The sequence below is a fragment of the Nonomuraea diastatica genome (genome assembly GCF_004349015.1).
Taxonomy (GTDB): Bacteria; Actinomycetota; Actinomycetes; order Streptosporangiales; family Streptosporangiaceae; genus Nonomuraea; species Nonomuraea diastatica.
Genome location: NZ_SMKP01000273.1, coordinates 1 through 10,378 on the forward strand (window position 1 = coordinate 1; position 10,378 = coordinate 10,378).

Consider the following 10,378-nt stretch of genomic DNA (forward strand, 5'->3'; position numbering starts at 1 on the left):
TTCCCCGAGTTGCGGCTCTGCCTGCGTTCCAGCTCCGCGACCCGCGCGCTCAGCCGCTCCACCGTCGCTTCAAGCCGCGCGATCGTCTCCCGCTGGGCCTCGATCGTGGCCATCTGCCGGACCACCAGCGCAGCCAGCTCGTCATACGACGGGCGGCGCTCCGGAGTCTTCGACACCCAAAGATCATCTCACCGCGCAGGCAGTCCTCGCGACAGCAAGATCGTGAGCTGCTGAATGCCTACCCCGCATCACCCTGCAGGAGGAGCCGTCCGCATGAGCCCCGCCCTCGACGAACGCGAACGCATTAGCGCCGCGATGGACCGCATCCTGGCCGGCACCCCGCAGAACTCCACCGGCGCCCTGACCATCGTCGCCCTGGCGCAGGAAGCCGACGTCCCCCGCAACGCGCTGACCCAGCGACATCCCGATCCGAAGAACGAGTTCTATGAACGGGTCAAAGCCCGCGGGGCAACCCTTGACGTCGAAGTCCGGCTGCGCGACACGATCATCAAGCTGAAGAAGACGATCGCGAACAAGAACAAGGAACTCGCCCAGATCAGGGAAGACGTCCCCGCGCTGGTCCGGGCCGTCCACCAGCTCACCCTCGAGAATCAGGAACTACGGGCGCAGTTGGAATTGCCCGAACCGAACGTCACGCCGCTCCACCGCCGACGCTGAAACCGTCAGCATGGCAAGAGCTCATGGCCGGTCGCGCTAGGCGAGGCGGATAGCTGATCCTGCCGCGTCCTGAAGGACGATCAGATCCTCGGGGAGCATGGGTTGCGCATGGCGGGGCCGAGGAGTCAGCGGTTCTCGAAACAATGCGACCGGGACCGATTCCAAGCCAAGTCGAAGGGCCACGGCAATCCTGTGGTTTCCGTCCAGCGTCCCGAACTCCTCGTTGAACCCCAAAGAAAGTGGCGTGAGGATCCCGCGCTTTCCGATGTCAACCGTTAACGCATCCAGATGACGTGGCGTGTCGACGAGCGCGGAGCCGACAGTCTCGCGATCGCAGGCGCAATTTCGCGTGACGAGAGCAGTTGGCAGGTGGACGGATGGGAACGACATCTGGACATCCTGACCGATTGGCAGACCTATTGGCCCGCGCGCCATCGGGCCGAGTCCGCAGAGGAGGCACACTCGCGGTCAGTGCCAACCTCCGTCTCACCCAGCCGTCCGCCCTCCAGAAACAGTGGCAAGAACCTCAACACGTTGACTTGACAGGGAACGACAAAACTCCCCGACCGTCCCCATGATGGCGTTCGCGGTGCCCTCGCTGCGATACCGCACCGGAGCGCCCGGTTTGCGTGATCGCGACGGCATCGGCTCGTCCACCAGCCAGCGCATCATCGCCATCAGCTGCGGAAGGCTCGGGCCGGGCCAGTCCAGCCTATGACCTCGGCAGTACGACAGGTACAAGGCGATCCGGCCCGCGTAGGTCTTCTCGGTGTTGAACGCCCGGCCCGCCCCGCGCAGCCCCGCCAGGTACGTGCACGCCTCGACATGCAACTCGAGGTCCTCGTCCACCACTTCCCACGACACCGACTCATCGGCGGCTACCGCTCGTTCAGCCCGGTAGTGCCGCTCGGGCGTATCTGACCTGCCCAACATGCCGTACGGACCCCCAGATACTGTGCGTCAAGTAGCCGCCCACACTACTTAAAGTACTTGCTTCACGACTGAGAGTCACCAAAGATAATCAACCTCGGCATCCCGACCATCGACACAACACGACCATCGAACAGGAGCCGGCGTTGAAAGCCCTCCGCATCGACGAACACGGGGATGTCACCGAGGTCGACCTCCCCGACGACGCAGGCGGCGGATTCATCGGCGCCGTTCGCGCGCTCGTGGCGGCGCAGAGCGTCCAAGCAGTCGACATCACCAGCCGCTGGGACCTCTGGCTCGACGAGGTTGGCATCACCAACGGCCGCCCGATCAACCCTTACGCCACCAGGCTGGCTCACCGCTACGGGATCTCCGCCACCCTCCGCGGCACAGTCATCGTGACCGGCGCTCATCGAGAATTCGGCACGGCCGCGACGCTGACCCCGGAACAGTTAGCCACGATCCGAGCCAGGACCATCGCGAAGCCCGATTAGATACGCGGCCTGCGACATGACCTCAACAGTTCTGTTTGTTCAGAGAATGCGTGATCTTCCACAATTCCCTCGACATTGCCGACGTCGTCCGGCAACTGCAGGCCGAAGGCTGGAAGATCGAACCCGAAGCCTGGCCGAGGTCTCCCCCTACCTGACCGAGCACATCATGCGCTTCGGCGAGTACTCCACCCACGAACTCGCCATCACCCCGGAAGCCTACGAACCCCACCTGGACATCGACTTCACCAGGCTGCATGACGGGCTGGCCGCGGCCTAACCCGGGGTTAACGGGGAAGGGGGTCGCCGGGTTCCTCCCGCTCAGCTGAGGCGTTCCGCGATCAAGGAGTCGCTGAGGTCGCGGAGCCGGCGCCTGGCCGCCCTGTCGTAGGCCTGCGAGTCGGCCCGGGCGGCGTGGAACCCGTTGAAATAGCCGGTCTCCCGGTTGCCGATCAGGCTGAGCGTCGCCTCGGCGCCCTCAGCCACGGTACTCAGCACCGGGGCGCCCGCCTCTCTAACCATGTGGGTGTCCATGTAGGTCGCAGGATGTAGCGCCGCCGCGCTCACACCGTCGTCGACCAGGTCGAAGGTGAACATGATCTGGGCCAGTTTGCTCTGCGAGTAAGCGCGCTGCCTGCTGTATCCCTTCCCCAGCATCGGATCGGTGAAGTCGATGGCATGCTGCCCGGCCGAGGCCACGTTGACCACGCGCCCCGTGATCGGCAACAGCCGGCGTGCCAGGTGGTAGCCGGCCAGGTAGTTGACCGCGAAGCGCAGCTCCATGCCGTCCTCGGACAGCTCGCGGCCGGTGCCGGGGGCGCCGCCGCCGACTCCCGCGTTGTTGACGAGCACGTCGATCCACTCATGGTTGCCAAGTACCTCGTCGGCCAGGCGGTCGACCTGACGCAACTCGGCCAGGTCGGCCACCACCTTCTCCGGGAAGTCGCGCAACTTGTCTGGATCACGGCCGTGCGCGATGACCCGGTCTCCGGCCTGGGTGAGCCGGTTGGCCAGCTCCAGCCCGAGACCGGAGGTCGCACCGGTGACCAGGATCGTCTTCATGCCTTCAGCTTGCCCCCGCCGTCGACGGTGAGGACCGTGCCCGTGGTGAAGGCGTTGCCGACGACGAAGGCGATCGCGCAGGCGATGTCGGCCGGCTCGGCCACGCGGTTGAGTGGCGAGGCGGCGGCGAAGCCTTTCATGGCCTCGGCCCGGGCCGCCTCGTCCAGCCAGCTCCACCACTCGGTGTCCACCACGCCCGGCGACACCGCGTTCACCCTGACCGGCGCCAGCTCCACGGCCAGGCCGGGGACGACGGCCTCGATCGCACCGTTGATCGCAGCCAGCCCGCTGGAGCCGGGGAAGGCCGCGCCTGCCGAGGCGGCGGCGACGAATGTGATCGAGCCGCGCTCCGACAGTGCCGTCGCCGCTGCCTTCGCGGTCAGGAAGTGCGGGATCAGCTTGTCTTCAACGGCCTGGCGCAGAGCGTCCGCGGTGATCGCGGAGAGCGGCCCGGCGGCCTGGCCGCGCCCGCTGACATTGATCACCACGTTGTCAACCGGGCCGATCCGGTCGAAGAAGTCGCGTGTTGCCGGCTCATCCCTGGCGTCCACGATGTAACCCGTGCCACCGGTCTCCTTGGCTGCCTGCTCCACCCGCTCGGGAGTGCGCCCGGTGACGATCACTTCGTGGCCCTGCTCGCTCAGCAGCTTCGCGGTGGCCAGGCCGACGCCGGTGGTTCCGCCAATGATCACAGTACGCATTATTGAGACCTTCTTTCGAGTCACCTTGCCTCGAAACTATAAATCGAGACATTGTGTCTTGTAAAGTGGCGGCCATGGTGGGCAGACCGAGGAGCGAGACGTCCAGGCGCGCGATCCTGCGCGCGGCCCTGGATCTGTGCGAGCGCGACGGTTATCAGAACGTCACGTTGAAGGGCATCGCGCAGGCTGCGGGCACCGGCAGGCAGACCGTTTACCGCTGGTGGCGGACCAAGGCCGAGGTGATGATTGAAGCGCTGACCGCGTTCGTCGAGGCGCCCACGGGCAGCGAGGACCTGCGCACGTTCCTCCTCGAGACCTTCCGGCTGAGCGGTGGCGCGGTGGGCGGTGTGATCGTGGGCCTGATGGCCGACGCGCAGAGCGACGAGGCGTTCGCTGTACGCATGCGCGGGTTCATAGACTCCCGCCGGCGGGCGTTGCATGCCGTGCTCGCCAGGACGCTGTCCGCGGACGTGGACCTGGAGCTGGCGGTCGACATGGTGTTCGGCGCGATGTGGTACCGGTTGATGAACCGCCACGCGCCTGTCGACGAGTCACTCGCCGACGATGTCACCGCGATGCTTGCCCGGCTATCGTCGTAGACGTGAACGAACGCCGGGCGACGTGGTTGGCCAAGCTCACCCAGGCGGGCAGGAACTGGCGACCGACTGGGCCACGGCTCGCCGGACGAAAGGCAGCGGGCCGGAACCACGCGAGGTGCGCGCGTCCGACGTCGACCGCGACCGGGTCGCCCAGGTGCTCAACGACGCGCTGGCGATGGACGAGTTCGAGGAGCGGCTGACCGCCGTCTACTCGGCCAAGACCCTCGGCGAGCTGGCCGGGTTGACCGAGGACCTGCTGCCGGCCGAGTATGTGGTATCGCCGATCGCGACCTGCGGTAACGGATGCGGGCCGCAGCGTGAAGCGGCCCTGTTATCTGTGGCAAGGAGGACGCCGTGCCCGCCGTGACGCCGCTGTCGGCCGCCCAGCGCCTGACGGTCCGCGCCGCGGCCGACGCCTTCCTCGACACCCTGCCCAACCCCAACACCGTGCGCGCCTACGCTGCGGGCGTCGGCAAGATCGCGCTCCGGTTCGGCGAGCACCGCCCGCTCGCGGCGGTGGCCGACGACGAGATCGGCGAGGCCCTGGAAGCGCTGTGGGGAAGCGCGGCGGTCAACACCTGGAACGCCCGCCGCGCCGCGATCTTGTCCTGGCTGGCCTGGTGCCGCGAGCGCGGCCACACCGCACCAGCCGTGCCCGCCTGGGCCAAGCGGCTGGCCGCACCTGACAGCCAGACCCCCGCCCGCTCCAAGACCGCGATCGACCGGCTGATCGCCCGCCGCGACGTCGGCATCCGGGAGAAAACCCTCTACCGGCTCCTGTACGAGACCACCGCCCGGGCCGAGGAAGTCCTCACCCTCAACATCGAGGACCTGGACCTGACCGCCCGCCAGGCGCGGGTCAAGGCCAAGGGCGCCCGCGCCAAGACCCGCCGCCGCGGCCAGGCCCGCGAGGACTTCGTCCTGGAAACCGTCTACTGGGACGCCGGCGCCGCCCGCCTGCTCCCTCGCCTGCTCAAAGGCCGCACCTGCGGCCCGGTCTTCGTCACCCACCGGCGTCCCAGCCCCGGCAAGGTCGTCAGCCCCCGCGACATCTGCCCCGACACCGGCCTGGCCCGCCTCTCTTAGAGCCTGCTGACAAAGGATTTGGTCGCTGAGAAGGTGTTCCAATCATTCTAAACGATCTTGATCGCCGAAAGGTCGTGCCGGGTGGAACGTTCGCCGGCTTCACCTGGCCGAGGAGGTGTCTCCGCTGCCTAGGAGACCGGCCTCGATGCCGCCGAGAAGGAAAGCGAGCCCGTCCTCGAAGGCAGCGGGCCCGTCCGGCGGGCCGCCATCGCGGATGGCGGCCAGTAGCGTGGGGGTCTCCCGGGCCTGGTCAAGGTCACCTGGTGGGAGCTCGTCCCGCTGGTGGCGCGCCTGTTCCTCCAGGACGAAGCCGGTTATGTAGGAGCCGAGTGTGGTGATGGCGCGCATCGCCTGCACGGGAGTGAACCCCTGGAGTACCAACGCGTGGAGTTCTCGATCGAAGGTGGCGGCGATGTCGGGGCCGGGGCTGCTTCCGGCTATAAGGCGGGCGCCGTCACGATGGGACAGCAGGATGTCGCGGCGTTCCCGGGCCCGGCGGGTGAGCCAGTCGCGCCAGTGCTCGCCTTCGCGCGGCGGCCCGAGATCCTGGCGCGCCTGGATGAATCGGGCCATCTCGTCGAGGAGCTCCTGCTTGTTACGGAAGTGCCAGTAAAGCGCGGGGGACTTGACCTGTAGCCGTGCGGCGAGCCGGCGCGTCGTCAGCTCGTCGAGCCCGACTTCCTCCACCAGCTCCAGCGCCGCACTGATGATCGTCGACCGATTCACTTCGTGTCCTGGCCTCCTGTCAGCATTTGACTCCTTATCAACGGTAAGGCATCTTGGCGCTGCCAAGCACTTACCATCGATAAGGAGAAGCTGTGTCACACACACGTTCCACCCGGCTCCTACTGGGCTGCGGCCTGATCGTCTCGGTGCTGTTCGTGGGGGTGATCCTCCTTGAGGGCGCGCTCCGTCCTGGATATGAGCCGCTGCACCGCTTCGGCAGCGAGCTTTCCCTAGGCGAGCGGGGCTGGGTGCAGATCGCCAACTTCATCGTCAGCGGGCTGCTCGTCCTCGGGTTCGCCCTCGGTCTGCGGCGCGTGATGGGCGACGGGCGTGGATCTGCGGCTGCCCCCGTACTCGCGGCCATCTTCGGGATGTGCCTGATCGTGGGCGGCGTCTTTGTCACCGACCCCAAGCCCGGCTATCCCGCAGGCAGCGCCGGGACGGCCGAGCCGACGGTGCACGGCCTGATCCACGACGGTAATCCCGTTCCGTTCTACCTGTCGCTGATCGCGCTCATGTGTGTGATGGCCCGGCGTTTCGCGGCCGAGCCTGGAGGGCGGCCCTGGATGTGGTTCTGTGTCGCCACCGCCGTCGGGGTGCCGGTGACCTTCGCGATTGCCGCGGGCCTGTATGACGCCGAGAGCCAGACCGGGATGTATCACGGGCTCTGGCAGCGCATTAACCTGGCCATCAGCATGGGTTGGTTCGGGGTGGTCGCGATGTGGTTCCTGCGCAGACGCACAAGGGGTGCGCAGGATGCCTGATCCCTGCCGTGCTGCCCTCGGCCATGCTAGGCAAGTTCGGGCCGTCGAAGCCCGCGAGACGGGGTCGAGACCAAGGACGGCCTGATAGAGGCCATCGTCGAGTGATGCGCCTGCGGACAGGAGTGGGCTCCTGGTAGCTGAGGTGTTGTCTACGCATCTCGGCGGCCAGGAGCCCGTGGTTGTCTGTTTACACGCTCACATCCGTGGACGCCAGCGGTTGTGCTTCACCGGGGTGCCGGTGTCATGGCCGCAAGCCGTCGTATCCGTCGGATCTGACCGATGCCGAGTGGACGGTGCTGGAAGGCGAGGCGCGGGCGGTGATGGCCGAGCTGGTCGCGACCACGGGCAGGCCGATGGTCCATGACCTGCGGGCGGTGCTGGACGCGATCAACTATGTGACCAGGTACGGGATCGAGTGGCGGGCCCTGCCGGTCGACTTCCCGCCACACGAGGCGGTGTACGCGTTCTTCCTGCGCTGGTCCCGGTGAGGTCTGCCCGAATGGCTCGCCGGGCGCTTACGCGGCCGTCTGCGGGTGTTGGCCGGACGCGGCGAGTTGCCGACGGCCGGGTGCATCGACTCCCAGACGGTCAAGGCGGCTGAGACCGTCGGGGCTACGGCCTGCGGTTTTGACGGGGGCAAGAAGATCAAGGGGCAGAAGCGGCACATCGCGGTCGACACGCTCGGGCTGCTGCTGTGCGTGATCGTCACCGCCGCGTCGGTTCAAGACCGTGACGGCGCGCACCCGTTGCTGGCCCGGCTGCGGGAGAAGTTCTCCACCATCGCGCTGGCGTGGGCCGACGGCGGCTACGCCGGACGCCTGCTCACCTGGGCGCGCCAGGTGCTCCACCTGACCGTCACGATCGTCAAGCGCTCTGATGACCTGCGCGGTTTCGTCGTGTTGCCGCGCAGGTGGGTGGCAGAACGAACATTCGCCTGGCTGACTCGTTACCGTCGGCTGGTGCGGATCTACGAACGCAAGCCCGAACACCACGAAGCCATGATCTGGTGGGCCACCGTGCATCAGATGACCCGCCGCCTGACCCGCGAACTGGCAGGACAAGCGCCCCATGGCCGCTGGAGCGACCCGCCGCCGCTTCCGGAGCTGTCCAGTACCGACCGGCGCGGCAAGGTTCTGGAACTCCTGGCCGCCCAGCCCTGGCGGGCCTGGAAAGGGGCCGAGCTGGCCACCATCCTGGGGATCGAGAACGTCAACAGCTTCCGCGTCCAACTGTCCCAATGGTCCCACCAGGGTTACATCAACAAGATCGGGCCAGCCCTCTATGGCCCCATGCCCACGAGCGCTTAAGCCTTCGTCAGCAGGCTCTTAGCAAGGGTGGGAGGGTAGATGCTTAGCAGCGTCTCGCTGGTGGGCTGAGATAACAACCCATGGGGACCAATCCGGGAGCATGGCTCACGGGCTTGGGTCCCGCGGGTGCGTTCCTCCTCGTAGCAATGTGCTTGCTTGTGATCTTGGGCGTCTGTGCGATCTTGGTCGCAGCCCACAAGACGAAGCACCGCGAAGGCGAGGTCCGCATCTCTTGGAAAGAAATCTCAGTGCGTGTTTGAGAAGATCATTCGTGTTCGGTGTGGCGGCGTGACGGGCGGTGTGGATGCCGTCAGGGTGGCCGGATGCCCCCGAATCGCTACCCTTCGGACCTAACCGACACGTAGTGGGAGCTGATCGAGCAGCTTCTGCCCGAGCCGAACACCGGCGGCCGTCCGGAGAAGCATCCGCGCCGGGAGATCGTCAACGCGATCCTGTACGTGGTGCGCTCGGGCTGCCCGTGGCGGTACCTGCCCACCGACCTGCCGCCCTGGCAGACCGTGTACTGGTACTTCCAGCAGTGGGAACAAGCTGGCGCAACCGAAGCGCTGCTGGCCGAGCTGCGCATCAAGGCCCGCCGCCAGGCTGGTCGCGAGGACGAGCCGTCAGCGGCAATCATCGACTCGCAAAGCGTCAAGGGCGCCGACACCGTCGGCCGCGACAGCCGCGGCTACGACGCAGGCAAGAAGGTCAACGGTCGCAAGCGGTTCATCATCACCGACACCACCGGCCTGCTCATCACCGTCACAGTGCTGGCGGCCAGTTGGCAGGACCGCGACGGCGCCAAGACCGCCCTGCTGTCGGCGTACCTGACCACCCCGATTGCTCGTGTTCGGCATACTGGTGTTCATCGCCTGGCGCTACCTGGGCCTGCGCTGGTGGCACGCGCTGATCACCGTGCTGTTCGGCTTCCTGCTGGCCGCCACCACGCTCGCACCCGACATCCGCGCCGCCCTCCACGCGGCCCTGAGCTGGATCACCAGCCACTGCCCCTGTCCCCGACCGAAGGATGTGATGCCTGATGACCCATCGCCACCCCTACCCACACACCGATCTCCAGGGAGCCGCCCACCGCAACACCACCGCCGCCCAACTCCTGACGGCACTGTCCCGCGACCCCTCGCCCCTGCTCCCACTGTGGGAGTACGTGATCGCCGCCCTCGACGACATCGAAACCCTCATCGACGAGGTGACCGGCCTGCGCGCCGAACTTGCCAGCATCCGCCACCAGCGCGCCAACCTGCTCGCCGCCATCCGCGCCACCCTGGCCGCCCACCACGACAGCGACGACGACCCCCAGTACTACGTGCGAGACGAGCTGCACGCCCAGATGCCCGCCGACCACAGGGCGGGTGAGGGCCGATGAACAGACACCGCGCCTCACGCTACGAACTGCGGCGCAACGCACGCCGGATGCGCCGCTACGGCGTGCAACCCATCGCCATGATCGACGATCTGGAACTGGCGCCCCTGGCCATCGCCGGTATCGCCCGCCTGGCCTGGCGGTACCGGTCCGAACTGGCCCCGCTCACCATCGGCGTGAGCGTCCTGGCTGGGAGCATGGTCCTGCGGCGCTGGTTCCCCGACTGGTGGCCCACCGTGATCATCGCCACCGCCCTCGTGGCGGGCGCACTGGCCCTGTGGGGCCGGTGGGTCAACCTCACCCGTCCGATCGAACGCGGCTACGCCGCCGTCACCACGGCGTTCGGTCCGCTCCCAGATGGACGTCCGCCTGTGCTTCCGCGTCCGAGAAGCACGCGACGGAGACCTCATCCTGGGGCAGGGCATGGTCAAGGCCGGATGGCACCCGCACAAGCTCGACGCCCCCGGCAAGTTCCTGATCAGCTCCCCGGAACACGACATTCCTCGCCGCGCCCGCACGTACCTGCTTGACGACGCGGGCGTACAGGCCACCGCCGAACAGCACGCCGGCCACCGCCCGCCCCTCGACGAGGTGTCTACTCAAGCCCTGGAACGCGCGGCAGAGATGCCCACCCCACCGCCACAGCCCACCAT

13 protein-coding genes and 2 pseudogenes are annotated in these 10,378 nt (G+C 67.2%); 10 read left to right on the top strand and 5 right to left on the bottom strand.

Going from position 1 to position 10,378, the window contains the following annotated elements; translation table 11 throughout:
• Window positions 1–273: 273 nt before the first annotated feature.
• The gene (locus E1294_RS48620) at window positions 274–678 is read left to right on the top strand and encodes a hypothetical protein (protein WP_220448378.1); all 405 of its coding nucleotides are present in this window, start codon (window positions 274–276) and stop codon (window positions 676–678) included.
• Between the two features lie 36 nt (window positions 679–714).
• Here the strand turns inward: E1294_RS48620 and E1294_RS48625 are convergent, their stop codons facing one another.
• Both E1294_RS48625 and E1294_RS48630 read right to left on the bottom strand, forming a co-directional pair.
• On the bottom strand, window positions 715–1,068 hold the full coding sequence (locus E1294_RS48625) for a ParB N-terminal domain-containing protein (RefSeq protein ID WP_132519051.1): 354 nt from the start codon (window positions 1,066–1,068) through the stop codon (window positions 715–717).
• A 96-nt stretch (window positions 1,069–1,164) separates the two neighbouring features.
• A complete protein-coding gene (locus E1294_RS48630; protein WP_220448379.1) occupies window positions 1,165–1,527 on the bottom strand; it encodes a hypothetical protein in 363 nt (120 codons plus the stop codon).
• A 227-nt stretch (window positions 1,528–1,754) separates the two neighbouring features.
• Between E1294_RS48630 and E1294_RS48635 the strand changes: the two genes are divergently transcribed.
• Window positions 1,755–2,102: a DUF3846 domain-containing protein gene (locus E1294_RS48635; RefSeq protein WP_132519054.1), complete on the top strand. Its 348-nt coding sequence runs from the start codon at window positions 1,755–1,757 to the stop codon at window positions 2,100–2,102.
• A 318-nt stretch (window positions 2,103–2,420) separates the two neighbouring features.
• Here E1294_RS48635 and E1294_RS48645 read toward each other — a convergent pair whose 3' ends face one another.
• Both E1294_RS48645 and E1294_RS48650 read right to left on the bottom strand, forming a co-directional pair.
• Window positions 2,421–3,161, bottom strand: a complete 741-nt coding sequence (locus E1294_RS48645) for an SDR family NAD(P)-dependent oxidoreductase (protein ID WP_132519060.1) — start codon at window positions 3,159–3,161, stop codon at window positions 2,421–2,423.
• Window positions 3,158–3,853 carry an SDR family oxidoreductase gene (locus E1294_RS48650; protein WP_220448380.1) on the bottom strand — a complete coding sequence of 232 codons (696 nt, stop codon included), beginning with the start codon at window positions 3,851–3,853 and terminating at the stop codon, window positions 3,158–3,160. The genes E1294_RS48645 and E1294_RS48650 overlap by 4 nt, the downstream gene beginning before the upstream one ends.
• Window positions 3,854–3,936: 83 nt before the next feature.
• Here E1294_RS48650 and E1294_RS48655 point away from each other — a divergent pair, with 83 nt between their 5' ends.
• From E1294_RS48655 to E1294_RS48665, 3 genes are read left to right on the top strand one after another with little or no spacing between them, the layout of a single operon-like run.
• Window positions 3,937–4,461, top strand: a complete 525-nt coding sequence (locus E1294_RS48655; RefSeq protein WP_132519066.1) for a TetR/AcrR family transcriptional regulator — start codon at window positions 3,937–3,939, stop codon at window positions 4,459–4,461.
• Window positions 4,462–4,483: 22 nt separating this feature from the next.
• Complete coding sequence (locus tag E1294_RS57880; RefSeq protein WP_342775159.1) at window positions 4,484–4,828, top strand: DUF1707 SHOCT-like domain-containing protein; 345 nt, start codon at window positions 4,484–4,486, stop codon at window positions 4,826–4,828.
• Window positions 4,816–5,547 carry a tyrosine-type recombinase/integrase gene (locus tag E1294_RS48665; RefSeq protein WP_132519072.1) on the top strand — a complete coding sequence of 244 codons (732 nt, stop codon included), beginning with the start codon at window positions 4,816–4,818 and terminating at the stop codon, window positions 5,545–5,547. Before E1294_RS57880 ends, E1294_RS48665 begins: the two co-directional genes overlap by 13 nt.
• A 99-nt stretch (window positions 5,548–5,646) precedes the next feature.
• Here E1294_RS48665 and E1294_RS48670 read toward each other — a convergent pair whose 3' ends face one another.
• Window positions 5,647–6,273 carry a TetR/AcrR family transcriptional regulator C-terminal domain-containing protein gene (locus tag E1294_RS48670; protein WP_132519075.1) on the bottom strand — a complete coding sequence of 209 codons (627 nt, stop codon included), beginning with the start codon at window positions 6,271–6,273 and terminating at the stop codon, window positions 5,647–5,649.
• A 146-nt stretch (window positions 6,274–6,419) separates the two neighbouring features.
• On the opposite strand from E1294_RS48670, the gene E1294_RS48675 reads away from it, so the two are divergent.
• The 5 genes and pseudogenes from E1294_RS48675 to E1294_RS48695 form a co-directional block, all read left to right on the top strand.
• Complete coding sequence (locus E1294_RS48675) at window positions 6,420–7,037, top strand: DUF998 domain-containing protein (protein WP_165977909.1); 618 nt, start codon at window positions 6,420–6,422, stop codon at window positions 7,035–7,037.
• Window positions 7,038–7,240: 203 nt separating this feature from the next.
• Window positions 7,241–8,077: pseudogene (locus E1294_RS58650) on the top strand (IS5 family transposase); the annotation flags it as partial.
• A gap of 641 nt (window positions 8,078–8,718) precedes the next feature.
• Entirely contained in the window at window positions 8,719–9,384 is a 666-nt protein-coding gene (locus E1294_RS53790; RefSeq protein ID WP_281284622.1) for an IS5 family transposase, read from the top strand.
• Window positions 9,384–9,728: a hypothetical protein gene (locus tag E1294_RS48690; protein ID WP_132519084.1), complete on the top strand. Its 345-nt coding sequence runs from the start codon at window positions 9,384–9,386 to the stop codon at window positions 9,726–9,728. The genes E1294_RS53790 and E1294_RS48690 overlap by 1 nt, the downstream gene beginning before the upstream one ends.
• A 354-nt stretch (window positions 9,729–10,082) precedes the next feature.
• Window positions 10,083–10,378: pseudogene (locus E1294_RS48695) on the top strand (hypothetical protein); the annotation flags it as partial.

What these genes read in the sequence shown, in the direction of transcription:
- E1294_RS48620 (WP_220448378.1), top strand. Translation starts at nt 274, where the DNA reads ATGAGCCCCGCCCTCGACGAACGCGAACGCATTAGCGCCGCGATGGAC.
- E1294_RS48625 (WP_132519051.1), bottom strand. Translation starts at nt 1,068, where the DNA reads ATGTCGTTCCCATCCGTCCACCTGCCAACTGCTCTCGTCACGCGAAAT.
- E1294_RS48645 (WP_132519060.1), bottom strand. Translation starts at nt 3,161, where the DNA reads ATGAAGACGATCCTGGTCACCGGTGCGACCTCCGGTCTCGGGCTGGAG.
- E1294_RS48655 (WP_132519066.1), top strand. Translation starts at nt 3,937, where the DNA reads ATGGTGGGCAGACCGAGGAGCGAGACGTCCAGGCGCGCGATCCTGCGC.
- E1294_RS48690 (WP_132519084.1), top strand. Translation starts at nt 9,384, where the DNA reads ATGACCCATCGCCACCCCTACCCACACACCGATCTCCAGGGAGCCGCC.